Consider the following 25,534-nt stretch of genomic DNA (forward strand, 5'->3'; position numbering starts at 1 on the left):
GGTGAAGCCGGTGCGCCGGCTCGGCCAGCGCGGCATCCGGCCCAGTTCGGGGTTGGTCTTGACGGTGGAGATCCCGCTGAACGGCAGTGACCCACATCACACGCCATGCTCTCCGGGTGGCTCACCGCTCATCAACCGCATTCACCGGACGACGGTCCGATAGATGCCTGCGGCGTTGCTGCGATCAGCACCGTCACGCAGCATGATCCAGGATGAAAGGCGCGTCGTCACTGGGACCAAGGCGCCTCACATGGGTACGGTCGCTGGTTGATGGAGGAATGCGACGTGGGCGAACATCATTGGCTGGCAGAGCGGTTCGCCGAGCATCGCTCGCATCTCCGCGCGGTGGCTTTCCGGATGCTCGGATCGCTGAGTGAGGCCGACGACGCGCTTCAGGACGCCTGGCTGCGTGCCGGCCGCGCCGATGTCGGCCAGGTGCAGAACATTGCCGGATGGCTGACCACGGTGGTGGCTCGGGTGTGTCTGAACATGCTGCGCTCGCGCGATAGCCGCCGCGAGGAACCGCTGGACACGGAGGTGGCTGATGCGTTGCTGGGGCCTGCCTCCACGGGGAATCCCGAGCAGGAGGTGGTGATGGCCGACTCGGTGGGGGTGGCGCTGCTGGTGGTGCTCGACACCCTGGGTCCGGCCGAGCGGCTCGCCTTCGTGTTGCACGATCTGTTCGCCATGCCTTTCGAGGAGATCGCCCCCATGCTGGAGCGATCACCGGAGGCGACCCGGCAACTGGCCAGCCGTGCGCGCCGCCGCGTCAAAGGGGCGGCACCCGCGCCGCACGTCGATCTGACCCACCAGCGGGAGATCGTCGAAGCCTTCCTGTCCGCCACTCGCGGCCAGGATCTCCAAGCTCTGATCACGCTGCTCCACCCCGATGTCACGCTCCGGGCGGACAAGGCCGTCATGCTGACCGCCGAGCCCGTCATGGTCCACCAAGCCGAGCCCGTCGCCAAGGGCGCGATGGCCGCCATGCAGCGGGCCCGGTTCACCGGACCCGCCCTCATCGACGGCGCCGTCGGCCTCGTGATGGCTCCCCGCAGCCACCTGCGTGTGGCACTCACGTTCACGATCGTCGACGGCCTCATCACCGCCATCGACGTCATCGCAGAACCCGATCGTCTCGATCGACTCAATCTGGTGGTCCTCGACTGACAGGGGCTGGGAGGTGAATCGCTGGGATTCACCTCCCAACCGCGGGCTCCTCGCCTGTGACGCACGTCATATTCGCCGGCGGTCACATCGCCGTACGACGCCGGGTCAAGGCAGTGACGGGATTCACCGATCGCGCCGCTGCGGCCCCGGCCCAGCGTCACCGAAACAAGGAGCGCCCCACATGGCTCACGTCATCGTCACCGTTCTCACCGCCGCCTGGGTGGCCTTCTCCGCCTACGCCGTCCTCACTCGCGCCGCGTGGGTCGTCGAGCCGCTGGCCGCGTACGGTGTCCCGAGCTCATGGTGGCCCTGGCTCGGTGCCGCCAAGGCTGCGGGGGCAGCGGGCCTGCTGGTCGGCCTGTTCGTACCCGTGATCGGCATCCTGGCCGGAATCGGCCTGGTTCTGTACTTCGTCGGGGCCGTCATCACTGTGCTCCGCGCACGCTCCTACGCGACTGTCGCCTACCCGCTGCTGTACCTCGTGCCGGTTGTCGCCGCCCTCGTGCTGGGAGCCGCAGCCTGACCGCAGGGGTACGGCCGACGATCTCGGACACCTCGGCGAAGGGGTAGCGGAAGACGTCGTGCAGGATGAACGCGACGCGCTCGGCCGGGGTCATCGCTTCGAGCACGACGAGGAAGGCCATGGTGACCGACTCGTCGAGGGTGACCCGGTCGGCCGGGTCTGCGGCGATGCCGTCCGGTCTCCCGCCCCCGGAGCAGGCTCCCGCACGCCGGGGTTGAGGGTGGCGACGCCGCTTCGGCGGCCGACGAGGGGGAGCCGGTCGAGCACCGTGGAACGATTACCCGGATGACGGGCATGAAGAACATCAAGGCGATCACGCTCGACGAGGCGGACAAGCGATACGGGCTGTGCGCACGCTTCGGTCTGGACGACGCGTGCGACGACGATGAGGTGGTTCTCGTCGAAGGTCCGGCCGAGTTGCATCACCTCCCGCTCGACTTCCGCACCCTCGACTCCTGGACGGGCCTGCCGAAGCGGAGTCCGGGCGCCTTCCTGGGCGTCGTGGTGGACGGGGACCTGAGCGTCACCGACCGAGTGGTCAACAAAGAGTGGGACTTCGGGCCCTTTCTCTTGGTGCGGGGTGACGTACGGGCCAAGAACTTCGCCACCGCCGGCAGCGAGGTTCTGATTGAGGGAGGTCTGGCAGCGGATCAGACCATCTTGGGCACGTACAACCACGGCCGTACAGTCGTCCGGGGTCAGGCCCGCGCGGAGGTGGTCTTCTCCGAACAGCACCTGATCGAGTTCCACGGCTCTCTGACCGCCGAGCTTGTCGTCTCGTGCTGGGTGCACGTTGCGGACCCCGAGAAGGTCCGGGTGAACGGCTGGGTGGGAAATGTCCGCAACCTCAGTGATGAGATCATTCCCCAGCTCGGCGCGGAGTCGACACGGGCACTCCGCGCCCTCGACCCCGGTCTCTGGCACAACCCGGACAGTAGGGAGATCCTGAAGGCCGTCGAGGCCGGCCGCTCGCTTCTGCGCACGCCCGAGTCTCGGCAGCCGGGGCAGCCAAGGAGCTGTGCCGAAAGGATCCGAGAGATCCTTCAGCAGGCCGGCTGCCGCGAGGCGGATCCTTGGGATGACGGCTTCTGGATCCGTGACCGCGGCGACGCACATCACCTCGAAGTCTCCTTCTGCATGGCCGACGAACCGGATACGTCAGCCGATGCCGAACCGCTGGATGAGGCCGCGGAGGTGCGCCGATACGCGGAGGTTCTGGCGGCCGCCGGTGTCCGGGTAACCGTCGACCCTCATGACGAGGACATCCTGCACGTTCGACCCTGAGCTGCGGGAAGCCATCAGCGTCCCGACCCGGGCAGGTCCCGCCTGACGGGGTGCAAAGCGAGTACCAGAGCTTGCTCCTCCCGAGAAACTCGTCGGTGAGATCGGGAACTCGCGGTCGCCCAGCCCCCGACTGTGTGGACGCCCTCCGCTTGCCCCTCCCGCTCCACCTGGCCGAGCTGACCGATGAGTACGTCCTGCCTACGGAGAGGGCCCACGACGACCGCGATGCCGAATGAGCTAACCCAGACGCCCTGCCGTACCAGCCTCGGCACTACCGTTTGCCCGGGTTGCCGACCCTCCCATATGGCTCAGCTACACCCCGCAGGCGGGGCACTCGTACGAACGCCGGGTCCACCGCGCCGGGTTCGCCCGTAGCGGACCAGCATCCGGCGACAGCGGCCGCAGTCGTCGCCGAGTTCTCCGCTACCGGGGGCTCCAACGGCGCGGCGGCGCTGTGCCCGGCGAGCCGCGTCGGCGAAAGCCTGATGCTGCCGCCGTCGGCGTTGCCCGTACGGCATGCCTCGGATCGGCGGCGCTGCAACGCAAGCCGTCCGGGCCTGCTTCACCTTGCGGCCTGCGGCCGCCGTGGTGCCGGTGAGCGCCCCGACGGCCTACGGGCTCATCACGTCGCACATGCCGCATACGGCTCCGCGTGGTGGTCGGGCCTGACGGCCCGGATGGTGATGGGTCGGCCGGTCGGTTGCCGCTACGGGGTCTTCTGGTCGGTGGACTGGTCCATGACGATGATGGTCGCGCCGCCCGGGTCCTTGTAGGTGGCCTGGAAGCCGCCGGGGATCTGCGCGGGCGCTTCGACGACGGTGAGCGTCTCCGGGCGGGTGACGTGGAAGTCGTCGACGCTGTCGATGACGAACACGGGCGAGACCGGGGCGTCGGGGTCGTGGGTGTCGAGCATGATCTGCACGTCGGTGCCGGGTAGGGCCAGCGCGACGGTCTCGTCGCCCTCACGCCAGCTCTCGGTGAAGCCGAGTCCGTCGCGGTAGAGGGCGAGCGAGGCCTTCAGGTCGGAGGTGGGGACGAACAGGAACTCAAGCTTCATGGTGCTTCCCTCTGATCGTAACTAGATTTGCGGACAGCGTAACGGCATTATGTACGGATGCGCGAATGGATTCCAGTTTCGACATCCCCCAGGGGCAGGCTCGTGCTCGCCGCGGTCAAGGAGTTCGGGGCACGCCCGTTCGAAGAGGTCACGGTCACCGAACTGGCGTCCGCGGCGAAGGTCACCACGGGCGCGCTCTACCACCACTTCGGCAGCAAGCTCGGGCTCTACGCCTTCGTCAGGCACGACATCGAACGGCGCCTGCTGGATCGCATGGAGGGCGCGATGGCGGCCGCGGGAACGGCGCCGGATCCTTCGGCGGCCGTCACCTCCGCCATGCTGGTCGGGCTGGACTTCGCCGTCCGCGAGAACTTTCCGCGGATCCTGGCGGACCCTCCACCGGACGCGGGAGACGACCCGCTGGCCGAACTGCTCAGCCATGGCACCGCCGCGCCGGCACCGCTACTCGGCCGCGTGCTCGCCGCAGCCTGGCGTGCGGCACTGGCGGCGATCGCCGAAGGCGCCCCGCCGGAGCAGGCCCGCGCCGCCCTCGCGGTTCTCAGCCTGCGCACCCCCGACCACCGATGAAGCCCCGCATGTCACCTTCCGCCATTCCGAGCTCCAGGCGGTGTACGGGTCCGATTGAACGGCCGCCGGCCACCTGGACTGGTCCACGGTGGTGATCGACAGCTCGCACGTCCGGGCGCTCGAGGGCGGCCCGAAACCGGTCCGAGCCCGGTCGACCGTGTCAGGCCGGGCTCGAAGCACCACGTCGTCAGCGAGGGGGGAGGAATCCCCTGCTGATCTTCCTGTTGGGACCCCTTAGGCCATCAGAGGCCGGGCCGTTTCACCGGGATCAGCAGACGATGAAGATGCTTTTCCAACCGACAGGCGTCCGCTGCTCGGCGTTGCGGTTGGAGCGTAGTTCGAAATGCATCACGCCCTCGGCGTTGGGCTGGTTGTACATCCGGCCACTCTGGCCGTCGCCGTACCATTTGTAGGATCCGCCGAAGGGGATGTTGGACACCCCGCACCGGTCGATGACCACCGACCGGCCGGTGAAGGCCTGCCCTTCGTAGGCCACGTACTGCGAGGCGTAGGCGGCACTGGCCATGACCGCAAGCATGGCAGCGGAGATGACAGGGACGACTGCGAGTTTCTTCACGACTGTTCCTCCCGAGGAGCTTCAATGATCTACCGAGGGTAGGCATGCTACTACTCTTAGTGAGATAAGTGTGGTTGCAGGCGGCAGCCCGGTGGCCGCACTCGCTGCGCTCGCCAAAGCCGGTGGAGGGGCCGGACACGCTTCGGGCCGCGGACCTGGTCGCCGGTGACCGTCCAGGTCCGCGCCTACGACCTGCTGCGGATGTTCGGCTGTGGCCAAATGATCAAATACGCGACCGCGCTGCGGCTGCGTACGGCCGAGTCCCACCAGATGCTTCGCCGGTTCACTGCCCCGTCAGGGGGCGGGTCGGGACTGGGATTGGAGTTCGGCCGGATCAGAAGGTGAACGCGAGCCTGGGGATCACGTTCCGAACTCGTCGCAGGAAGCCGTAATGACGTACCGCTTGCGGCTGATCGTCATCTGGGCGACCGCCCGCGACTTCCCGATCTCGCGGACGAGCTCCTCGGGAGGAGCGAGGTCAGGTACTTGCTCGGGCTCACCTCCGCGGCTACCCGTTGAGGGGAGTCTCAGGCGGGGTCGGTCTCGCGGTTCGCACTTGATCTGCCTTACCTCGAAGCCTGGTGACACCTGTGGGACGCCGAATGCGTTTCACCCTCTCCCGCATCCACAGCGTCATGCCTGGATAGGAGAGAATGGTATCGATGGCGATAGTATCTCCATCGATACTGTCGAACTCGGGGGTGTTTCCATGCGTCGTTTCATCGGGCGGGATCGGGAGCTGAACGTGCTCCGCAACGCCCTCCGGGCGGTTCACGATGCCATCGGGTCCGCTAGACCAGGTCAGTGCATCCTCATGCGGGGAAGACGGCGGATCGGCAAGTCGAGCTTGGTCGAGGAGTTCCTCCGGCGCACCGAGACGCCGAACCTCTTCTTCACCGCGGCGGGCGGCACGGCTGAGAGTGAACTGACCGAGCTGCTTGACTCCGTCGCCAGGTCGACGCTGTCGGAGCGGGCTCTGTTCTCAGAGGAGGCCCCGGCGCAGTGGAATGCGGCGTTCAGGCTACTTGCGGAGATCCTGCCCGATGACACCCCGAGCGTGGTCGTCATCGATGAGGTTCCGTATCTCATGGACCGCATCGACGCCTTCGAAGGCATGCTCCAGCGGGCATGGGACCGCCTGCTGAGCCGCAAGCCGGTACTTCTCCTCCTGGTCGGATCCGATCTGTCGATGATGGAGGCGCTGAACAGCTACGATCGCCCCTTCCATCAGCGGGGCCGGGAAATGATCGTGGGACCGCTGAACCCGGCCGATATCGGCGAGATGCTCGGCCTTTCGCCGGCGGCCGCCTTCGACGCCGCCCTGATCACGGGCGGTCTCCCGCTGATCTGCGCGGAGTGGCGGGCCGGAGCGGACGTTTGGGAGTTCCTCCGCGACTCGCTGGACAACCCCATCTCGGCGTTGCTGGTCTCCGCAGAGCGTTCACTGGCCGCGGAGTTTCCCCCGCAGGCGATGAGCAGGGAAGTCCTGCGGGCCATCGGAGCGGGAGAGCGCACCTTCACCAACATCGCGCGTGCCGCCGGCGGCATCGCCCACACCACCCTCACTCGAGCTACGGATGTCCTGACCGAGAAACGGGTGGTGGCAGCGGAGTTGCCGCTCTCACTGCGGCCGTCGAAGGAACGCCGCTACCGGGTGGCCGACTCCTATCTGCGGTTCTGGCTCGCGTTTCTGGATCCGCACATGGCGGAGATCGAGCGGATGCGGGGAGACCTCACGCTGAGCCGGATCAAGGAGCAGTGGACGAGCTGGCGAGGCCGCGCGATCGAGCCCCTCGTCCGCGAATCCCTCGCCCGTCTCCTGCCGGACGGGCTCCTGCCCGCCGCCCCGGCGATCGGCGGGTACTGGACCCGTGGCAACGACGTCGAGATCGACGTGGTGGGTGCCGACCGGCAACCGGTGGCCAAGGAGTTGCTCTTCCTCGGCTCGATCAAGTGGCTGGAGGATTCCGCGTTCGACAACCACGATCTGGCCGTGCTGCAGAAGCACCGGGCGGCGATCACCGACGACCCGGTGCCGCTCGTGGCGCTCTCCCGCAACGGGGCCGGCTGTTCCGGGCTCCAGGCGGCGTACGGCCCCGAGGAACTGATCAGCGCCTGGCGCAGGGCGTAGCAGAGTCCGGCGCCGGTCATTTCCCGTCCTCATCTGTTTGGCAGCCGCTCTTGTGCAGGTGTTGCTCTTCCTCGGCTCGATCAAGTGGCTGGAGAACTGCGCGTTCGACGGCCACGACCTGGCCGTACTGCAGAAGTACCGGGCGGCGATCACCGAGGCACGAGACGGGTCCCGGGGAGACGTGGCAGGCGTAGCTGCCGCGCGGGGAAGTCCTGTGGACCATCAGAGCCGAGGAGTGCACCTTCGCCAACCGCACCTATCACTGGCAGCCCGGGCGAATTGGGGTTAGTAAAGGGTCGTGACCTTTATCAAAATAGTAGCTGAATTGGCCACAACGACAGATTTCCCACCCTGGGCGACCACGTTTGATTGAATGGTGTCCACTCCACCTATTTGCCGATGTTATTTTGTGACAATGCCCGGTACGCGATGGAAGTTAGCGGATGCACGAAAAGAAAGCTGACCCGTGCGCCACGATGCCGGGTCGTCCAAGGGACATTCCCCAACGGGGATTCAGAGACCCTCGCGGACCGGTAACCTGGGGCTGTCCACCCCGCGCAGCACTGCACTCGTGTACAACGAGGTGTTCATGCCGAAGAAGCGATCAGCCAAACACCGCGAAAAGGCTTGGGCCCAGGCGCGATACGAGGCAAGGAAGCTCGCGCGTGAAGAGGGACTCCGCGAACAAGGCGCGCGACTCGTGGGGGAACGGAGCGGCGATCCGCGATCAATCCGACGAAGGCAGACAGTAGATGGCCGAACCAATGCTCTATGGAACGCCGAGACGGAGTCGGGAAGACACGTATCCGACGCCCTGAAAAGACAGCTTGAGAGTTTCCACCACAAGTCCGGCTCCGCTGACCCGATCTTCTTCGACCCTGATGCCGACGAGCCTGCGCCCCTGAGTGAAGCGCGCCATAAGACCGTTCTCACGGAGGCCGCCACCCAAGCCGCTGAGAGTGGAGCCGATCCTTCGCTCATCCCTGACCACCGCGATCTCGGGTACCCCATGACCGCCGAGAACCAGCGTCTCGTCGAGGAGCTTCTGGCATGGTATGAGGCCCTTCAGGCGTATTGGGACGACGACGATGACGACGAGGATTTCGACGATGACGGATACGATATTCTCGACGATGAATACGATATTGAGGAGTTATCAGACGACAACATCAGAAAAACCGAACAAATCATCGCAACGATGCTCACGGATCTGAAACAGGCGCCACCTGATCACGGAGACCGAGGGTGTTGAGGAATCAGTACCCATTTGATTGCTGTCACGAACGTGATGATGGACCGTTTCTGGCTTCGATTCTCGCCAGGTAGTCGCGGATTATGGACACATATTCTCCGCGAAGCGGTGCCGCTTCCAGATAGCCCATGTGAGCGGCGCCGAGCTGTATGACGTGTTCCGAATCTGGAATTCGGCGGGCGATGTCCGCCAGGTGCGCGGGAATGCATTCATCGAATTCCCCGCCCAGAACCAGGGTCGGGATGGCGATCCGCTCGAGCTCATCGAAGATGTCCCAATCCTTGAGGGTCCCCGTTATGTGGTAATCCGCATGACCGATCATCGTCCTGAACGTCGTCACACACATGAGAGCCGGGTCGAGGGCCACCGAGCCGGTACGTACGACACAGGCGCGCATGTACTCGCCTTGGGCGACCAGGTAGTCGGGATCATCCGTCTCCCCGCGTAGCTCCCGCCCGTAGGTGCGATCCAGGACATTCCCCGGCAGGCCCGCCAGCAGCTCCCGCACCTCCTTTTCGAACCTGGGCACGCTCGCCAGGCCGTTGGCGCAGATCAGGCTCGTCCACGCGGGAGCCCGCTCCGCGGCGTACTGCAGGCCGAGCATGGCGCCCCAGGAATGGCCGTAGACGTGGGGCCGTTCCAGGCCGAGACCGTCGACGACGGCGCCGAGCTCGTCGAGGAAGCGTTCCACCGTAAGGAGGGTGATGTCCTCGATCGGGGTGGAACGCCCTACCCCGAGCTGGTCGTACCAGATGACCTCGCGTTCGCGGGCGAGCGGCTCGAACGCCTCGAACAGCAGGTCACTCGGATAGCCCGGACCGCCGTGCACGAGCAGGAGCGGGACGCCGCCAGTGCCCGTCCTGCGATACCAGACCCTGCCGCCGGGTACGGCGATCTCGCCTTCCGTCCTGCGGATCGGAAATGCGCTCATGTCAGCACCCCGCTTCCGGCACGTCGTAGACGAACTCCTCGATCCGGTCGATGAGGCCGTCCTCGAACCGGAAATACATGGCCGCGTGCATCTCAGCGCGCGAGCCGTCGGCCATGGCAAGGTGCAGCACCTGCTGCTGGAACACCTCGTGCGAATTGTGGAACTGGCGGACGACCTCGTATTTCAGGGAATCCAGGGTCGCGACAAGCGGCCCGAGCTGTTCGAGTTTCTCGTCGATGCTCTGATTTCCCTTGCCGTCGTTGTGCCACACGGTCGCCTTTCCGGTGCACATCGAGCGCATGCCCGCGAAATCATACGCCTCCAGCCGCCGCAGCGACTCCACAGCCTTATCGCAGATGTTCTTGCCCATGCGGGAATCCCATTTTGTCGTTTCCTGTGAAATGCGCCGCCGAGAAAAGCACGTCGTGATGTATGCATGATTTGGGGCGGCGGGATCCAGCATAGGGACGGGGAACTGCGAAGGTAAGGCTTGATTTACGTGGCCGCTTCAGGCAGTACGAATCCGCGACCGGTACCCCCCGGACACTGCGTGTCACGCGACAGGGGGCTCGGGGGCTTCCTTGTGGCCTCGTTCATGGCCGGTCATCGAGGGGAGGTACGTACCACCTCCACCAGCTGTCGGGGGAGACCCGAGCTCTTGTCGCGCAGCGCTGCGATCGCCGTTCTGGCGGCATCCGGCCAGGCAGGTGACCGATCGATCCGGATACCGCCCTAACCTGAGCGGCTGCATCCTGAACTGGATGCTCAGGCAGGGGGAGAAGATCACCAGCTCCGTCGCCCGGCCCGACCACTTCGTGACCCCGGCCGCAGGCGACTGACACACGATCCTCGTCTCACGAAGTGTTTTCGGTCTGACGGAGCGCGGCTTCATACTGCTCGCGGGAGAAGACGAACGGTCCGAGGCCGTCGAGAGTCCAGCCGGGCCGATGCCCGTTGCGGAACCCGGACCAGGTAACCGTCTGGTCTGATACCTCTACCTGGGCGGTCAGGGGCCAGCAGCCCCATTCGCCGCACTCGCAGCCGAGGAGGACGGTCTCGCCCTCGAAGAACCACTGGAGTGTCGGCTCGCCAAGGAAGTGACGGCTGGGCCAGAGCACCTCGTCGCGTTCCAGTAGCCCTGCATACGCGCCGGCGATGTCCGGGTGACCATCGGCACGGGCGAAGGGTAGCTCGATCACACCAGTGAGCTTGCGAAGGTCGTCCCCGTCGATGATGAGGTCCACATGCGAGTAGGCGGGGCCGGGCGCTCTTCCGACGCGGAACTCGATGACGTGCACGCCGCTTAGGTTATGGCCCGTTCTCATCTGTCGAGTGGTCTCCAGGGCGCTTCCGACAGGACCGATCCCATTGTTGATCTTGGTGTGACGATGCACGGGAGAGTCCGAGCGCGGGCCGACATGTGAGTATCCGCAGGTACTGGCATTGATCGGCGATCATTGACCCGACATTGACGGGGTTATGAGTCCGGCGGGCTGGCTAACGGCGGGGGTACCTGGATTCGTGGGCTCCGTGGACCGGTCGAGCACGCGAACGCATCTCCGGCGGGGCTGGGTGCCGGGTTCGCCTGGGTGGGTGAACCCGGCACGTGGGTCAGGCCAGGGGTGCCCGGAAGGCATGGGTGCCGGAGCCGACCGTGGTCTCCTGGCCGGGGAGGCGGACGGTGGCGGTGACGTTGGCCGGGATGGCGACGTTCAGCACGATGTCGTCGCCGTCGAGGTGCCAGGAGCTCTCGATGCGGCCTCTGATCGAGTCGTAGTGGACGGCCGCGCGGCGGATGCCGCCGCCCGGTTGGGGGGCGATCAGCACGTGGGCGAAGCCGGGTTCGGCGGGGGTGACTCCGCCGAGGGTGCGGTAGAGCCATTCGCCGACCGAGCCGAGGACGAAGTGGTTGAGGGAGTTCATCTGGGGGTCTTTGAAGCCCTGTTCGGGGCGGTAGCCGTCCCAGTGCTCCCAGATCGTGGTGGCTCCTTGGGCGATGTGGTAGCCCCACGAGGGGTAGTCCTCGTTGAGGAGGAGCCGGTAGGCGAGGTCGATCCGGCCGATGTCGGTGAGGACCGGGAGCAGGTGGCTGACGGCGAGGAACCCGGTGGTGAGGTGTCCCCGGGTCTCCACGTCGTGGGCGAGCTCTTTGGCCGCCCGCTCCCGCTGTTCCGGGAGGAGCAGCCCGAACTTCAACGCGAGGACGTAGGCGGTCTGGGTGCTTGCGGGGATCACCCCGGAGGGCTCGACGTACTCCGTCCGGAAGGCGTCGGCGATCCCGGCATGGAGCGTTCGGCAGCGTTCCTCATCGCCGGTACGGCCGACGGCGGCGGCCAGGTCGGCGGTGAGCAGGGCGGACTGGGCGAAGTAGGCGGTGGCCACCAGGTCTTTGGGCGTCTCGACCGGGGCGAGCCAGTCGCCGTAGTCCTGGTTTCGGCTCTCCCGCCAGATCAGATCCAGGTTCCTGGTCTGGATGTAGTCCAGCCAGGCCAGGCACGCGTCGAGGTGCCGGGCGACCACGCGCGTGTCGCCGTACATCTCATGCAGGAGGTACGGGACGACGACTCCGGCGTCGGCGTACCCGGGGGAGCCTTCCTGCGCCCACGGCAGGACGACGCAGGGCGCGATGTCCGGCAGGGCGCCGTTCGCCATCCGGGTGTCGCCGATGTCGTCCATCCATTTCGTGAAAAATCCGGCTAAGTCGGCGTTGTAGAGGGCGGTGCGGGTGAAGATCTGGGCGTCGCCGGTCCAGCCGAGCCGTTCGTCGCGCTGCGGGCAGTCGGTGGGGAGCTCGAAGATGTTGCTCAGCATGCTCCATTGGATGTTCCGCTGCAGCCGGTTGACCAGCGCGTTGTCGGTCTCGATCCCGCCTGAGAACCCGGTGAGGGAGGAGAGGACCACCCCGGTCACCGCCTCGGGCCTGAGCTCGCCCGGGTAGCCGGTGATCTCGGCGTAGCGGAAGCCGTGGTAGGTGAAGGTCGGCTCGTAGACCGACTCCCCGGCGCCGAGGATCAGCGTGTCGGCGGCGCGGGCGCTCCGGAGGTTGTCGGTGTAGACGGTGCCGTCGGGGTTCAGCGCCTCGGCGTGCCGCATCCGGATGATCGTTCCGGGCGATCCGGTGGCCCTGAGGCGGACCCGGCCGGCGAAGTTCTGCCCGAAGTCGACGACGAAGGAGCCCGGGACCGGCTGGGTGACCGCCACAGGTGCCAGCTCCCGGACCGGACCGGCCGGGTCGATCAGCGCGGGGACCAGCCGTCCCTTGGGGCCTTCGGCGCGGGTGACCGGCCTCCAGTCGCCGGAGCCGGGAACGCTTGACCAGTCGCCGAGGTCGGCGCGTGCGTCGTACACCTCACCGGCGAGGAAATCCGACGCCTGGATGGGGCCGAACGCGCCCTCCCAGCCGCCGCCGGTTCCGACGATCTCGCGGCGGTCGCCGTACTCCAGCACGAGCAGCGCCCGGAAGACCGGGACCGTGCCCCAGAAGTCCCGGTTGTGGCCGACGGCGATGTAACCGCTGTACCAGCCGTCGGACAGGATCGCCCCGAGGGTGTGCGCACCCTCGGACAAGCGCTCGGTGACGTCGTAGGCGTGGAACGGCACCCGGTGGTTGTAGTCCGTCCAACCCGGGGCGAAGGGGGCGTCCGACACCGCCGAGCCGCCGAGCCACAGCTGGAAGACGCCTCCGGCGGTGGCGTAGACCCGGGCCCGGGTGAGCCCGGCCCCGACGGTGATCCGGCTGCGCAGGTACGGGGTGGGCCGGTGGTCGTCGTGCACGTGGACCGGGCGGGGCAGGGTGATCCAGTCGGCCTGGTCCCAGCTTGCGATCGCGGGGCCGGTCTCGAACCGGGCGGGCGGGGAGACGATCTCGGAGCCGTCGCCCAGGGTGACCCGCACGGTCCAGGTGTAGACGCCGAGGGGTTCGAGTACGGGCCCGGCCACCTGAGCGGTCTCGGCGGAGGCGACGACTCCGGAGTCCCAGACGGGCTGCCCGTCTCGGGTGAGGCTGATCCGGTAGGCCGACTGCCGGACGCCGGAGTCCTCGCCGAGCAGTTGCCAGCTGAACCTCGGCCGGTCCTGGTCGACCGCCAGCGGCGAGTCACGATACTCAGTGCGAAGACGGTGAATGACGGTCATAGTGCCCATATCACCGTAAGGGTGGTCGTGGCCTGGAGTCGAGGTCGGAAAACTGTCCGAATCTGGACAAAACCATGGTGGTTTCGTCCGGTTCTCCCTAGCGTTTGAAACGTTTCAATTCACTGTGGAGGTTGTGATGAGCGACGAGATCGTTGAGCGGCTGAGCAGGCAGCACATCGAGACCCAGTCGTGGGGATACGTCAGCACCGGGACCCGTTTCAAGGTCTTCAACACCCCGGGCACCCCCCGGGACGTCCGGGAGAAGATCGACGACGCGGCGCTGGTGCACCGGCTCACCGGTGTCGCCCCGACGGTCGCGCTGCACATCCCGTGGGACCGGGTGGACGACTACGGCGCGCTCGCCGAGTACGCCACGGCCCAGGGGGTGCGGATCGGCTCGATCAGCCCCAACCTCTTCCAGGACGACGCCTACCGGCTCGGGTCGCTCACCAACACCCGGCCCGAGGTGCGTAAACAGGCTCTCGACCACGTCCTGGAATGCATCGAGGTGATGCGGGCGACCGGCTCGGACCGCCTGTCCATGTGGCTGGCCGACGGCACCAACTACCCAGGCCAGGGCAATTTCCGGCAGCGCCGCAGGTACCTGGAGGACGGTTTACGCCAGGCGTGCGAGGCGCTGCCGGACGGCGCGGAGATGATCCTGGAGTACAAGTTCTTCGAACCGGCCTTCTACCACACCGACATCGCCGACTGGGGGCAGTCCCTCACCCTCTGCGAGGCGATCGGGGAGAAGGCCAAGGTCCTGGTGGACATCGGCCACCACGCCCAGGGCGTCAACATCGAGCACATCGTGGCGACCCTGCTGGATCGCGGCCGCCTCGGCGGGTTCGACCTCAACAGCAAGAAGTACGGGGATGACGACCTGTTCGTGGGGGCGATCAACCCGCAGGAGACCTTCCTGATCGCGCTGGAGCTGGTCTCCGGGGAGGACGACCCGGACCCGCGGATCTCCGGGCCCGCCAAGTCCATCCTCTACAAGATCGACCAGTGCGCGATGATCGAGGACAAGATCCCGGCGATGCTGCGCAGCGTCACCGCCATGCAGACCGCGTTCGCCAAGGCGCTGCTGGTCGACCGGGCCGCCCTGGAGGAGCGCCGCGCCGAGGGCGACGTCGTCGGCTGCAACGAGCTGCTCAACGACGCCTTCGAGACCGACGTGCGCCCGCTGCTCGCCCGGGTCCGCGAGCGACTCGGCGTGCCCGCCGACCCGCTGGCCGCCTACCGTGCCTCCGGCGAGCAGGAGCGCCGCAACGCCGAGCGGATCGGGACCCCGGCCGGATGGTAGCCCGCACCCGGTGGAGCGTCCCCGACGCGATGATCCCGGCCGAGAGCACCGGCGGGCTCACCTCGCATGAGTCGGTGTGCGTGCTGAACCCCGGCGACGCCGACGCGTCCCTGGTCTTCACCGCCTACTACGCCGACGCCGAGCCTGAGGTCTCGGATCCGGTACGGCTGCCCGCGCGCCGCTCGGCGCACCTGCGCACCGACGACCCCGGGGCGATCGGCGGGCTGACGATCCCCACCGGGGTGCCGTACGCCCTGGTGGTCGAGGCAGACCGGCCGATCGACGTGCAGTACAGCCGCCTGGACACCACCCAGGCGGCCTACGCCCTGATGACCGTGATCCCGCCCGCTGAGGAGGTGGCCCGGCATGTCGGCTGATCTGATCAAGCTCTGCCGTGCCCCGGCTGATTCGGTGCATGGTCTGGCGGTCGCGGGGGAGCGGGAGGCCGATCGACGTGCGGTACGGCCGTTTGGACACCACTCAGGCGGCCTACGCCCTGATCCCACCCGTCGAGGAGGTGGCTTGGCGTGTCGGCTGATCTGATCGAGCTCTGCCGGGATCTGGCTGACCCCGTGCACGGCTTGGTGGTCGCGGGGGAGGGGAACGTTTCGGGCCCCGGGCCGGATGGCTCTCTACTGGTGACCGCGAGCGGATGCCGCCTTGCCAAGGCGGACGAGCGCTCGTTCGTGCGGATCGACCCCGCGGTGCTCGTCGGCGGACTGGACGTTCCGTGCTCCGACGAGCGATGGCTGGAGCTCCTGCTGGAGAGCAGGGCCGACCCGGACGGGCCGCGCCCGACCGTGGAGGCCGCGCTGCACGCCGTGATCGCCGACGCGGTGGGGCCCGCCGTGATCGCGCACACCCATCCCACCCGCACCCTCGCCCTGCTCTGCTCCCCTGCCGGCAAGGACCTGGCGACCGTCCGGTACTTCCCCGACCACATCGTGGTGCTCGGCGAGACCGCGTGCTGGCTGCCGTACGTCGATCCTGGTCAGGAGCTGGCCCGGGAGACCCGGCGGGCACTGCACGGGCACCGGGAGATCCACGGCGCCTGGCCCCGGCTGGTCCTCGCCGCCCATCACGGGATCTTCGCGATCGGCGCCACGGCCCGGGATGCGCTCGACATCACCCTGATGGCGGAGAAGGCCGCCGTGATCGCGCTTTCCGGTGCAGACGGCCTCACCCCCGAACAAATCCGGCGAATCAGCTCACGGGAGGATGAACAGTTCCGCCGTCGGCTCCTTCAGAAGGGGGCGAGTTGAGCCTCACGCCCTACCACCTGCGCACCGAACTCCGCCGTACCCCGATCGGCCTGCCCGTCGCCGAACCCCGCTTCACCTGGCGGCTGCGCGGTGACACCCGGCAGACCGGCTACACGCTCACCCTCACCCGGGACGGATCGACGGTCTGGGAGACCGGCGGGCTCGACGAGCTCAGCGTCACCTACTCCGGGGAGCCCCTTGCGGCCGGGGAGCGCTACCACTGGCGGCTGGTTGTGCACGGCGCGGACGGCACCCACGGGCAGGACGAGACCTGGTTCGAGACCGGCCCGGCCGAGTGGCAAGCGCGCTGGATCGAACGGCCGGAGCGCCCGCCCCAGGTCACCGTGGACCCCGCCCAGATCTGGCGCACCCTGAACACGCTCTTCCTCCAGCCGGTCCTGCAGTTCCGCCGGGTCTTCACCGCGCCGGAGGGGGCCGACCGGGCCCGGCTGTTCATCACCGCCAAAGGGCTTTACCGCGCCTACGTCAACGGGGTCCGGGTCGGCGAGGAGGAGCTCGCGCCGGGCTGGACCGAGTACCGGCACCGCCTCCAGTACCAGGGGTACGACGTGACCGGGCTGCTGCGGCCGGGGGAGAACGTCGTCGCCGTGGAGGTCGCCGACGGCTGGTGGTGCGGCTACGTCGGGCTCGACCGGCGCCGCGGGGCGCAGCACTACGGCATGCGGCCCGAGCTGCTGGCCCAGCTGGAGCTGGTCGCCGGTGGCGAGCGCACGGTCATCGGCACCGACTCCAGCTGGACCGAGCACCCCGGGCGGACCCAGTACGCCGACCTGCTCATGGGACAGTGGGACGACGCCCGGCTCGCCACCTCCGGCTGGACCGAACCCGGTTTCGAGGACACGGGGTGGCTTCCCGCCGTCGAGACCGGGGCGGAGCTGGGCCCGCTGGTCGCCGCCTACGACGACGGGGTACGGGCCGTCGCGGAGCTACCTGCCCGGCGGGTCTGGGCGCACGGCGCGGGCTACCTCGCCGACCTCGGGCAGAACATGGCAGGCCGGGTACGGCTGCGCGTGCGCGGCGCCCGCCGTACCGACGCGATCCAGCTGAGGCACGCGGAGATACTGGACGCCGACGGCAGTCCGTACCTGGACAATCTTCGCGACGCCGAATGCACCGACACGTATGTGGCGTCGGGGGAGGGCGAGGAGGTTTTCGAGCCCGCCTTCACGATGCACGGCTTCCGCTACGTGTACATCACCGGGCTCCGGCAGGCGCCCGAGCCGGAAGACGTCGTCGGGGTGGTGCTCTCCTCGATGACCGAGCCGACGGGATCCGTACAGACCTCCGATCCGCTGGTCAACCAGCTGCAGAGCAACATCGAATGGTCGCAGCGCGGCAACTTCGTCTCCATCCCCACCGACTGCCCGCAACGGGACGAACGGCTCGGCTGGCTCGGCGACGCGCAGGTCTTCGCGGCCACCGCCGCCCGCAACGCCGACGTCCAGCCGCTGTTCACCCGATGGCTCGCCGACCTCGCCGACAGCCAGGCGCCCGACGGCGACGTCCCCGACGTGATCCCGCTGATCTCGGCCTCCCCGCACGGCGCCCCCGCCTACGGCGACGCCGCGGTGATCGTGCCGTGGGAGATGTACCGGGCGTACGGGGACGTCACGCTGCTCCGCCGCGCCTTTCCGAGCATGTGCGCCTGGGTGGATCTGATCGCCGGGCTCAACCCGGACGGGATCTGGCGCAACCGGCGCGGCAACGACTACGGGGACTGGCTGGCCGTGGGGGAGGAGACCTCGCGCGAGCTGGTCGCCACCGCGTATCTGGCCCGGACGTCCGGCCTGCTCGTCCAGGCCGCCGAGGTGCTCGGCGACGAGAAAGCTGTTGTGAAATATGCGGATTTGTCGGTTCTGGTACGGCGAGCGTTCGCCGCTGAGTACCTCGGGTCCGACGGCAGGCTCACCGGGGACACCCAGACCGCCTACCTGCTCGCCCTCGCCTGGCGTCTCACCCCCGACGGGGACCGGGAGCGGCTCGCCGCGCACCTGGTCCGCAGGCTGGAGGAGAACGGCATGCGCCCGGCCACCGGCTTCATCGGGGTCAACCTGCTCTGCCCGACCCTGACCGAGATCGGCCGGTCCGATCTCGCCTACCGGCTGCTGCTCTCCACCGAGTTTCCCTCCTGGGGGTACAGCATCGGCCACGGAGCCACCACCATCTGGGAGCGCTGGGACGGCTGGACCCCGGAGAAGGGTTTCCAGGTGCCGCTGATGAACTCCTTCAACCACTACTCCCTCGGTTCGGTGGGGGAATGGCTGTACCGGTCCGTCGCCGGGATCGGGCAGAGCGCCGGGTCCGCCGGCTACCGGGAGATCGTCATCGAGCCGCAGATCGCCGGTCCGCTGGAGTGGGTCCGCGCAGAGCACGAGTCGCCCCGGGGCCGTATCGCCGTGTCCTGGCACAAAGACGGTGACACCGTGCGGGTCGAGCTGACCGTCCCGCCCGGTCCCGCCGCCCTGCTGCTGCTCCCCGGACGCTCCCCCGAGCGGGTTGAACCCGGCACCCACCAACGTGTCACGAAATTTCAGGAGAAACGACCATGAACAGCACGACGGCCGAGCTGATCGCGAGATCGAACCGGCTGGGCGCCGACCCGCGCAACACCAACTACGCGGGCGGCAACACCTCCGCCAAAGGCCACGCCGTCGACCCGGTTACCGGGGAGGACGTCGAGCTGCTCTGGGTGAAGGGCTCCGGCGGCGACCTCGGCACCCTGACCGAGAACGGCCTGGCGGTCCTCCGGCTCGACCGGCTCCGCGCGCTCACCGGCGTCTACCCGGGACCCGAGCGCGAGGACGAGATGGTCGCCGCGTTCGGTTTCTGCGGGTTCGGCGGGACCGGCGCCGCGCCGTCCATCGACACCGCCATGCACGGCCTGGTCGACGCCGCCCACGTCGACCACCTGCACCCCGACTCGGGGATCGCGCTGGCCACCGCCGCGGACGGGGAGAAGCTCACCGCCGAGTGCTTCGGCGACCGGGTGGTCTGGGTGCCGTGGCGCCGTCCCGGCTTCCAGCTCGGCCTGGACATCGCCGCGATCAGGCAGGCCAACCCGCAGGCCATCGGCTGCATCCTCGGCGGGCACGGGATCACCGCCTGGGGTGCCACGTCCGACGAGTGCGAGGCCAACTCCCTGGAGATCATCCAGACCGCCGCCGCGTTCATCGAGGAGCGCGGGATCGCCGAGCCGTTCGGGCCGGTCCTGCCCGGGTTCGAGCCGCTGCCCGAGCCCGAGCGCCGGGCCCGCGCGGCCGCCCTCGCCCCGATCATCCGCGGGCTCGCCTCCACCGACGCCCCCCAGGTCGGGCATTTCACCGACACCGCGCCGGTGCTGGACTTCCTGGCCCGCGCCGAACACCCGCGCCTGGCCACCCTCGGCACCTCCTGCCCCGACCACTTCCTCCGCACCAAAGTGCGCCCCCTCGTGCTGGACCTGCCCGCCGGCGCTTCCCTGGAGGAGACGGTGGTACGGCTGCGCGAACTGCACAGCGCGTACCGGGAGGAATACGCGGCCTACTACGGCAGGCACGCGGTCGACGGCTCTCCGGCGATGCGGGGCGCCGACCCGGCGATCGTGCTCGTCCCCGGCGTCGGCATGTTCAGCTTCGGCAAGGACAAGCAGACCGCCCGGGTCGCGGGCGAGTTCTACCTCAACGCGATCAACGTGATGCGCGGCGCCGAGGCGGTCTCCGGCTACGCCCCGATCCCGGAGAGCGAGAAGTTCCGAATCGAATACTGGGAGCTGGAGGAGGCCAAACTGCGCCGCCTCCCACCCGCCAAGCCGCTCGCCACCCGGATCGCCCTGGTCACCGGAGCCGCCTCCGGCATCGGCGCGGCGATCGCGCGACGGCTGGCCGCCGAAGGCGCCTGCGTGGTGCTGGCCGACCGCGACCTTGAAGGTGCCGCCACGGTCGCCGCCGAACTGGGCGGGCCGGACGTCGCCGTCGCCGTGCACGCCGACCTGACCGCCGAAGCCGACATCCGGGCGATGCTGGACGCCGCCGCCCTGGCCTTCTGCGGGGTGGACCTGGTGGTCAACAACGCCGGGCTGTCCGTCTCCAAGCCGCTGCTGGAGACCACCGCCGCCGACTGGGACCTCCAGCACGGCGTGATGGCCCGAGGCTCCTTCCTGGTTTCCCGGGAGGCCGCCCGGGTCATGCTGGACCAGAGGCTGGGCGGGGACATCGTCTACATCTGCTCGAAGAACGCGCTGGTCGCCGGGCCGGACAACGTCGCCTACGGCGCGGCCAAAGCCGACCAGGCGCACCAGGTCCGGCTGCTCGCCGCCGAACTCGGCCCGTCCGGCATCCGGGTCAACGGCGTCAACCCCGACGGCGTGGTCCGCGGCTCCGGCATCTTCGCCTCCGGCTGGGGCGCCAACCGGGCCGCCGTCTACGGGGTTCCCGAATCCGAACTCGGCGCGTTCTACGCGGGGCGCACCCTGCTCAAGCGCGAGGTACTCCCCGAGCACGTGGCGGCGGCCGTCTTCACCCTCACCGGCGGGGACCTCTCCCACACCACCGGCCTGCTCGTCCCGGTGGACGCCGGAGTCGCCGCCGCCTTCCTCCGCTGACCGCCTGATCGTTGCGGTGTGTACACCCTGACAGGGGCGCACAACGCAACGATCACGCGGAGTCGTGGGCTCGGGGCCGGGTTCGGTGCTTGGGCCGCCTGCGGCCGTACCGGCCCTGGATTCGGATGATCGTTGTGGTGTGCGCACCTCGGAGGGGGTGCATATCGCAACGATCATGTGGGGTGTCGGGCCGGGTGGGTGGAGTCCTGGCTTGAGGGCTCGGCGGGTTCGGTGCTTGGGCCGCCTGCGGCCGTACCGGCTCTGGGCGGATCCTGGATTCGGGTGATCGTTGTGGTGTGTGCACCTTCGAGGGTGTATACGGCACAACGATCACGGGAAGTCGTCGGGGCTGTAGAGGTGTGTCCCGGAGGGGACGTACGGCGTATTGATCATGGAAGGTCAAGTGAGGCGGGGCCCGCGTCCCTGGCTGTTGCGGTTGTGGTGGGTTCGGGATTCGGGTGATCGTCGTGGTGTGTGCACCTTGGAGGGGGCGTAGAGCACATTGATCATGGCGTTGCCGGGGGGTTCAGGTGGGATTCCGGGTGGGGGCGGCTTTTGGCCGTACCGGCTTCGGTGGTCGCTGCCGGGGATGCCAGGCCGGGTGATCGTTGTGGTGTGTGCACCTTCGAGGGTGTACACGGCACAACGATCACGGGAAGTCGCCGGGTCCGGTGCGAGGATGATTGCGGGCCGGTCCCGGGCCGCGCAACCACCGGGTGACGCGGGTCGTTCGCTCCGGAGAGCGGCGCCAGGAACATGTATGAGGAGAAACGTGCGGGTTGCTCTGTTCGTCACCTGCGTCAATGACACGATATTTCCGGATACAGGGAAGGCGGTGGTCCGGCTGCTCCGCCGCCTCGGCCACGAGGTGGACTTCCCCGAAGGGCAGACCTGCTGCGGGCAGATGCACGTGAACACCGGGTACCCCGAGGCGGCGACCGCGCTCATGCGGCGATTCACGCAGGTGTTCGGGGGCTACGAGGCGGTGGTGGCGCCCTCGGCGTCCTGCGTGGCCACAGTCCGGGAGCAGTACCCGCGGCTCGCGGCGGCGGCCGGGGACCCGGCGTTGGCCGAGGAGGTCACGAGGGTCGCCGGCAAGGTGTACGACCTCTCCGAGCTCCTGGTCGACGTGCTCGGGACGACCGACGTGGGCGCGTACTATCCGCACACGGTGACCTACCATCCGACCTGCCACTCGCTGCGCGGCCTCCACCTGGGCGACCGGCCGCTGCGGCTGCTCCGGCAGGTGCGCGGGCTCCGGCTCGTCGAGCTGCCCGAGGCAGCGGAGTGCTGCGGCTTCGGGGGTACGTTCGCGGTGAAGAACCCCGCCGTATCCACCGCGATGGGGATCGACAAGGTGACCAACGTGATCTCCACCGGCGCCGAGGTGCTCTGCGCCGCCGACAACTCCTGCCTCACCCATCTCGGCGGGACGCTCTCCCGGCTGCGCGCCGGGGTCCGGACCGTGCACCTGGCCGAGATCCTCGCCTCCGTCGAGAGCGGGGCGGCGTGAGCGGCCACACCTACCTCGGCATGCCGGCCTTCCCGGAGCGGTCCGCGGCAGCCGTACAGGACGCCCAGCTCCGCCACAACCTGCGCCATGCCACCCGGACGATCCGCGGCAAGCGCGCGGCGGTGATCGACGAGCTCCCGGATTGGCCGGGGGCGCGGGAGGCCGCGAAGGAGATCAAAGACCGTACGCTCCGGCATCTCGACCGGTACCTCGTGCAGCTGGAGGAGGCGGTCACGGCCGCCGGGGGTACCGTGCACTGGGCCGCCGACGCAGCCGAGGCCAACCGGATCGTCGTCGGCCTGGTCGAAGCCACCGGCGAGCGGTCCGTGGTCAAGGTCAAGTCGATGGCCACCCAGGAGATCGGGCTCAACGAGGCGCTGGAAAGCGCCGGAATCACGGCGTATGAGACCGACCTGGCCGAGCTCATCGTGCAGCTGGGGGAGGACACCCCCTCGCACATCCTCGTCCCGGCGATCCACCGCAACCGCGCGGAGATCCGGGAGATCTTCCAGCGGGCCATGGCGGACTGGGGCCGTCCCGCCCCCGGCGACCTGACAGACGACCCGCGTGCCCTGGCCGAAGCCGCCCGGCTTCACCTGCGGGAACGGTTCATGTCCACCCGGGTGGCCGTTTCCGGCGCCAACTTCATGGTGGCCGAGACCGGGACGCTGGTCGTATTGGAGTCCGAGGGGAACGGGCGGATGTGCCTGACCCTCCCGGAAACCCTGATCAGCGTGGTGGGCATCGAAAAGACCATCCCGACTTGGGAGGATTTATCGGTCTTTCTTGAGTTGTTGCCGCGTTCGTCGACGGGTGAGCGGATGAATCCGTACACGACCACTTGGACCGGGGTGACCCCCGGGGACGGACCGCAGACCTTCCACCTGGTTCTCCTCGACAACGGTCGAACCGACGTCCTGGCGGACCAGGTCGGACGGCAGGCACTGCGCTGCATCCGCTGCTCGGCCTGCCTCAACGTGTGCCCCGTGTACCAGCGCACCGGAGGCCACGCCTACGGCTCGGTCTATCCCGGACCGATCGGGGCGATTCTCACTCCCCAGCTACGCGGCATGCAGAGCGAACTCGACGCCTCACTGCCGTACGCGTCCACTCTCTGCGGCGCCTGCTACGAGGTCTGCCCCGTCGCCATCGACATCCCCGAAGTCCTCGTCCACCTGCGTGCCCGCGCCGTCCAGGAGTCCGGCCACCGCGCCGAACGCCTCGCCATGCGCGCCGCGCGCTGGGTTCTGGAACGTCCGGTACGGCTGACGCGGGCCCAGAACGCCGCCGGCCGCTTCCGCCGCCTGATCCCGAAACGCCTCCCCGGGCCGCTCGGCGGCTGGACCGACACCAGAGACCTCCCCCCGGTGCCGCGGGAATCCTTCCGCGCCTGGTGGCGCCGGACCGAGAAGGGCGACTCATGAACTCCCGCGACCTGATCCTCGCCCGAATCCGAGGCGCCCTATCAGCCGAGGTCCCCGACACCGAGCCCGGTCCCCCCGGCCACGGCGACCGGCGGGCCGACCAGCACACCGCGGCAAAGCCGGCCGCCGATGACCCAGGCGGGCAGGAAGCCGCAGCGAGGACCGGTCGTGGCCCTGGCAACCTGGCGTCCAACCCAGCCGATACCGGTACGGAGTCCGCGGGCCGGGCTCAGACCGACAGGCCGGTTGGAAATCGTCGGACGGGAGCTCAAAGCGCTGGCGAGCAACATATGGGCGAGGGCGCTCTGGAGCTGCTGGCCGAGCGGATCCGTGACTACCGGGCTCAGGTGCGCCTGGTTCGGGCTGAGGAGATCCCCAACGCGGTGGCCAAGGCGCTACGGGCGAGAAACGCACGGCGTATCGTCGTTCCCCCGGGATTCCCCGCCGAGTGGCTCGCTTCGGGTGAATGCGAATGGCTGTCCGACGAGGGACCGCTCACGCCGGCTGAGCTCGATCGGGTCGACGGTGTGATCACCTCCTGTGTGGTGGCGATCGCCGAGACCGGCACCCTGGTCCTGGACGGGGGAACGGGTCAAGGCCGCAGGGCGCTCACCCTCATCCCCGACTATCACCTGTGCGTCGTGCCCGTCGGCAGGGTGGTCCGGACCGTCGCCGAGGCGATGCCGCTACTCGACCCGATACGTCCGCTGACCTGGATCAGCGGCCCCTCCGCCACCAGCGACATCGAACTCGACCGCGTCGAAGGCGTCCACGGCCCCCGAACCCTGGAAGTGATCGTCGTCGGGTAGCCATCGGCGACGACCTGCTGTGGGGCGTCAACCGCCGCAAGGGCATCGACCACACCTGGGCCGCACTGCGCTCGATCCGCGCCGCCCGGCCGGACGGCGCCCCGATCTATGTGATCCTGGACAACCTGTCGGCCCACAAGAACTGGCGTATCCGCACCTGGGCCGGGAAACACAAGGTCAGGCTGCTGTTCACCCCGACGTATGCCTCCTGGGCCAACCCGATCGAGGCGCGCTTCGGAGCGTTGCGCCAGTTCAGCCCGGCCAACTCCGACCACCGAAACACACGGTCCAGACCCGGGCACTGCACGCCTACCTGCGCCGGCGCAACGCCCACGCCCGCCACCCCGACGTGCCGACCGCCCAACGCCGCGAACGCGCCCGCATCCACAGCGAGAAGGGCATCCGCTGGGGCGGCAGACCCCCGGCATCCCCAGCCTGAAGACATCTACCGAGCTCGATGATCGTTTCGGGTCACAGCACTAGTTCCAAACCGCAGGTCAACCTCGCTGGCCGAGTTCTCAGCAACCACCCCCGTGAGGGTCGCTTGAGTCGTCCCGGACACGTGGAGAGTCAAAGATCTTCTCCCCCTTCAGGGCGGTACCTTTGGCACGCGATTCCTTTCCCAGTGGAGGCCACGCCACAGGTATCGCACAATGGGCAGGGGAGACGGGGGGACGCAGACAACAGGGCATCGAGACGATGTGGCTTCCGAGTAGCCGGTCGACGCTGTCGCCGTCGTATTCGACGCCCTCTGGCATCTGCTCGGTATTGATGACGGGATAGGGTCGGGTACACGACGCGCACAGCCGCAGTTCCCAGCGGGCGTGGCTCTGCGGGCACTTGACCGAGTACGTGCCGTCCGGCCTGGACCGGTACCCTCGCCAGGGATCAGGCCTCCGCTGCAGGCAGACCGGACACCTCGTGTACGCGGCGATGGTCTCGGCGGCCACGGTCAGTTCGTCCGCCAGCAGGTCCA

The 25,534-nt window shown here is 68.3% G+C and carries 23 protein-coding genes and 1 pseudogene; 17 read left to right on the plus strand and 7 right to left on the minus strand.

Translation table 11 applies throughout. From position 1 onward, the window contains the following. Positions 1 to 285: 285 nt before the first annotated feature. Entirely contained in the window at positions 286 to 1,167 is an 882-nt protein-coding gene (locus RUR_RS09760; protein ID WP_283134624.1) for a sigma-70 family RNA polymerase sigma factor, read from the plus strand. A 181-nt stretch (positions 1,168 to 1,348) separates the two neighbouring features. Continuing rightward, positions 1,349 to 1,690, plus strand: a complete 342-nt coding sequence (locus tag RUR_RS09765; RefSeq protein ID WP_283134625.1) for a DoxX family protein — start codon at positions 1,349 to 1,351, stop codon at positions 1,688 to 1,690. Here RUR_RS09765 and RUR_RS36710 read toward each other — a convergent pair. Beyond that, a complete protein-coding gene (locus tag RUR_RS36710) occupies positions 1,593 to 1,811 on the minus strand; it encodes a sigma factor-like helix-turn-helix DNA-binding protein (RefSeq protein ID WP_346349027.1) in 219 nt (72 codons plus the stop codon). The two genes, RUR_RS09765 and RUR_RS36710, sit on opposite strands and share 98 nt — an antisense overlap. Positions 1,812 to 1,975: 164 nt before the next feature. Between RUR_RS36710 and RUR_RS09770 the strand changes: the two genes are divergently transcribed. Next, positions 1,976 to 2,974, plus strand: coding sequence for a hypothetical protein (locus RUR_RS09770; RefSeq protein WP_283134626.1), 999 nt, complete (start codon positions 1,976 to 1,978; stop codon positions 2,972 to 2,974). Positions 2,975 to 3,680: 706 nt separating this feature from the next. Here the strand turns inward: RUR_RS09770 and RUR_RS09775 are convergent. Continuing rightward, a complete protein-coding gene (locus RUR_RS09775) occupies positions 3,681 to 4,031 on the minus strand; it encodes a VOC family protein (protein ID WP_283134627.1) in 351 nt (116 codons plus the stop codon). 57 nt (positions 4,032 to 4,088) lie between these two features. Between RUR_RS09775 and RUR_RS09780 the strand changes: the two genes are divergently transcribed. Next, a complete protein-coding gene (locus RUR_RS09780; protein ID WP_283134628.1) occupies positions 4,089 to 4,619 on the plus strand; it encodes a TetR/AcrR family transcriptional regulator in 531 nt (176 codons plus the stop codon). Between the two features lie 268 nt (positions 4,620 to 4,887). On the opposite strand, the gene RUR_RS09790 is transcribed toward RUR_RS09780, so the two are convergent. Further along, positions 4,888 to 5,196, minus strand: a complete 309-nt coding sequence (locus RUR_RS09790; protein WP_283134629.1) for a MiAMP1 family antimicrobial peptide — start codon at positions 5,194 to 5,196, stop codon at positions 4,888 to 4,890. A gap of 165 nt (positions 5,197 to 5,361) precedes the next feature. Between RUR_RS09790 and RUR_RS09795 the strand changes: the two genes are divergently transcribed. The 3 genes from RUR_RS09795 (at position 5,362) to RUR_RS09805 (ending at position 8,579) form a co-directional block, all read left to right on the plus strand. Then, positions 5,362 to 5,541 (plus strand): hypothetical protein, encoded by a 180-nt coding sequence (locus RUR_RS09795; RefSeq protein ID WP_283134630.1) that lies wholly within the window; start codon positions 5,362 to 5,364, stop codon positions 5,539 to 5,541. Between the two features lie 364 nt (positions 5,542 to 5,905). Further along, positions 5,906 to 7,327: an ATP-binding protein gene (locus tag RUR_RS09800; RefSeq protein WP_283134631.1), complete on the plus strand. Its 1,422-nt coding sequence runs from the start codon at positions 5,906 to 5,908 to the stop codon at positions 7,325 to 7,327. A gap of 571 nt (positions 7,328 to 7,898) precedes the next feature. Further along, positions 7,899 to 8,579: a hypothetical protein gene (locus RUR_RS09805; protein WP_283134632.1), complete on the plus strand. Its 681-nt coding sequence runs from the start codon at positions 7,899 to 7,901 to the stop codon at positions 8,577 to 8,579. A gap of 25 nt (positions 8,580 to 8,604) precedes the next feature. Here the strand turns inward: RUR_RS09805 and RUR_RS09810 are convergent, their stop codons facing one another. Next, positions 8,605 to 9,510 carry a proline iminopeptidase-family hydrolase gene (locus RUR_RS09810; RefSeq protein ID WP_283134633.1) on the minus strand — a complete coding sequence of 302 codons (906 nt, stop codon included), beginning with the start codon at positions 9,508 to 9,510 and terminating at the stop codon, positions 8,605 to 8,607. 1 nt (position 9,511) lies between these two features. Beyond that, positions 9,512 to 9,880 (minus strand): nuclear transport factor 2 family protein, encoded by a 369-nt coding sequence (locus RUR_RS09815; protein ID WP_283134634.1) that lies wholly within the window; start codon positions 9,878 to 9,880, stop codon positions 9,512 to 9,514. A gap of 337 nt (positions 9,881 to 10,217) precedes the next feature. On the opposite strand from RUR_RS09815, the gene RUR_RS09820 reads away from it, so the two are divergent. Next, positions 10,218 to 10,349 carry a hypothetical protein gene (locus RUR_RS09820; protein WP_283134635.1) on the plus strand — a complete coding sequence of 44 codons (132 nt, stop codon included), beginning with the start codon at positions 10,218 to 10,220 and terminating at the stop codon, positions 10,347 to 10,349. 15 nt (positions 10,350 to 10,364) lie between these two features. Here the strand turns inward: RUR_RS09820 and RUR_RS09825 are convergent, their stop codons facing one another. Together RUR_RS09825 and RUR_RS09830 are read right to left on the minus strand one after the other, a co-directional pair. Next, positions 10,365 to 10,808, minus strand: a complete 444-nt coding sequence (locus RUR_RS09825) for a hypothetical protein (RefSeq protein WP_283134636.1) — start codon at positions 10,806 to 10,808, stop codon at positions 10,365 to 10,367. Between the two features lie 313 nt (positions 10,809 to 11,121). Beyond that, the gene (locus tag RUR_RS09830; RefSeq protein WP_283134637.1) at positions 11,122 to 13,644 is read right to left on the minus strand and encodes an alpha-L-rhamnosidase; all 2,523 of its coding nucleotides are present in this window, start codon (positions 13,642 to 13,644) and stop codon (positions 11,122 to 11,124) included. 136 nt (positions 13,645 to 13,780) lie between these two features. Here RUR_RS09830 and rhaI point away from each other — a divergent pair, with 136 nt between their 5' ends. The 9 genes and pseudogenes from rhaI to RUR_RS09875 form a co-directional block, all read left to right on the plus strand. Further along, on the plus strand, positions 13,781 to 14,950 hold the full coding sequence (rhaI, locus tag RUR_RS09835; protein ID WP_283134638.1) for an L-rhamnose isomerase: 1,170 nt from the start codon (positions 13,781 to 13,783) through the stop codon (positions 14,948 to 14,950). Continuing rightward, the gene (locus RUR_RS09840; RefSeq protein WP_283134639.1) at positions 14,944 to 15,327 is read left to right on the plus strand and encodes a sensory rhodopsin transducer; all 384 of its coding nucleotides are present in this window, start codon (positions 14,944 to 14,946) and stop codon (positions 15,325 to 15,327) included. Before rhaI ends, RUR_RS09840 begins: the two co-directional genes overlap by 7 nt. Positions 15,328 to 15,477: 150 nt before the next feature. Continuing rightward, a complete protein-coding gene (locus RUR_RS09845) occupies positions 15,478 to 16,212 on the plus strand; it encodes a class II aldolase/adducin family protein (RefSeq protein WP_283134640.1) in 735 nt (244 codons plus the stop codon). Then, positions 16,209 to 18,782, plus strand: coding sequence for an alpha-L-rhamnosidase (locus RUR_RS09850; protein WP_283134641.1), 2,574 nt, complete (start codon positions 16,209 to 16,211; stop codon positions 18,780 to 18,782). Before RUR_RS09845 ends, RUR_RS09850 begins: the two co-directional genes overlap by 4 nt. Next, on the plus strand, positions 18,779 to 20,812 hold the full coding sequence (locus RUR_RS09855) for a bifunctional aldolase/short-chain dehydrogenase (protein ID WP_283134642.1): 2,034 nt from the start codon (positions 18,779 to 18,781) through the stop codon (positions 20,810 to 20,812). Before RUR_RS09850 ends, RUR_RS09855 begins: the two co-directional genes overlap by 4 nt. Positions 20,813 to 21,584: 772 nt before the next feature. Beyond that, a complete protein-coding gene (locus RUR_RS09860) occupies positions 21,585 to 22,325 on the plus strand; it encodes a (Fe-S)-binding protein (protein WP_283134643.1) in 741 nt (246 codons plus the stop codon). Positions 22,326 to 22,345: 20 nt separating this feature from the next. After that, positions 22,346 to 23,749: a lactate utilization protein B gene (locus RUR_RS09865; RefSeq protein ID WP_283134739.1), complete on the plus strand. Its 1,404-nt coding sequence runs from the start codon at positions 22,346 to 22,348 to the stop codon at positions 23,747 to 23,749. Positions 23,750 to 24,039: 290 nt separating this feature from the next. Then, complete coding sequence (locus RUR_RS09870) at positions 24,040 to 24,558, plus strand: LutC/YkgG family protein (RefSeq protein WP_283134644.1); 519 nt, start codon at positions 24,040 to 24,042, stop codon at positions 24,556 to 24,558. Next, positions 24,558 to 24,997: pseudogene (locus RUR_RS09875) on the plus strand (transposase); the annotation flags it as partial. The gene RUR_RS09870 and the pseudogene RUR_RS09875, both read left to right, overlap by 1 nt. Positions 24,998 to 25,534: the final 537 nt, after the last annotated feature.

Source organism: Rhizohabitans arisaemae (assembly GCF_025996515.1).
GTDB lineage: Bacteria > Actinomycetota > Actinomycetes > Streptosporangiales > Streptosporangiaceae > Rhizohabitans > Rhizohabitans arisaemae.

Excerpts from the sequence above, each read along its gene's own strand:
- RUR_RS09765 (WP_283134625.1), top strand. The coding sequence starts at position 1,349 with ATGGCTCACGTCATCGTCACCGTTCTCACCGCCGCCTGGGTGGCCTTC.
- RUR_RS09840 (WP_283134639.1), top strand. The coding sequence starts at position 14,944 with ATGGTAGCCCGCACCCGGTGGAGCGTCCCCGACGCGATGATCCCGGCC.
- RUR_RS09770 (WP_283134626.1), top strand. The coding sequence starts at position 1,976 with ATGACGGGCATGAAGAACATCAAGGCGATCACGCTCGACGAGGCGGAC.
- RUR_RS09830 (WP_283134637.1), bottom strand. The coding sequence starts at position 13,644 with ATGACCGTCATTCACCGTCTTCGCACTGAGTATCGTGACTCGCCGCTG.
- RUR_RS09855 (WP_283134642.1), top strand. The coding sequence starts at position 18,779 with ATGAACAGCACGACGGCCGAGCTGATCGCGAGATCGAACCGGCTGGGC.
- RUR_RS36710 (WP_346349027.1), bottom strand. The coding sequence starts at position 1,811 with ATGGCCTTCCTCGTCGTGCTCGAAGCGATGACCCCGGCCGAGCGCGTC.
- RUR_RS09870 (WP_283134644.1), top strand. The coding sequence starts at position 24,040 with ATGGGCGAGGGCGCTCTGGAGCTGCTGGCCGAGCGGATCCGTGACTAC.
- RUR_RS09810 (WP_283134633.1), bottom strand. The coding sequence starts at position 9,510 with ATGAGCGCATTTCCGATCCGCAGGACGGAAGGCGAGATCGCCGTACCC.
- RUR_RS09775 (WP_283134627.1), bottom strand. The coding sequence starts at position 4,031 with ATGAAGCTTGAGTTCCTGTTCGTCCCCACCTCCGACCTGAAGGCCTCG.
- RUR_RS09865 (WP_283134739.1), top strand. The coding sequence starts at position 22,346 with ATGCCGGCCTTCCCGGAGCGGTCCGCGGCAGCCGTACAGGACGCCCAG.
- RUR_RS09780 (WP_283134628.1), top strand. The coding sequence starts at position 4,089 with ATGCGCGAATGGATTCCAGTTTCGACATCCCCCAGGGGCAGGCTCGTG.
- RUR_RS09815 (WP_283134634.1), bottom strand. The coding sequence starts at position 9,880 with ATGGGCAAGAACATCTGCGATAAGGCTGTGGAGTCGCTGCGGCGGCTG.
- RUR_RS09800 (WP_283134631.1), top strand. The coding sequence starts at position 5,906 with ATGCGTCGTTTCATCGGGCGGGATCGGGAGCTGAACGTGCTCCGCAAC.
- rhaI (WP_283134638.1), top strand. The coding sequence starts at position 13,781 with ATGAGCGACGAGATCGTTGAGCGGCTGAGCAGGCAGCACATCGAGACC.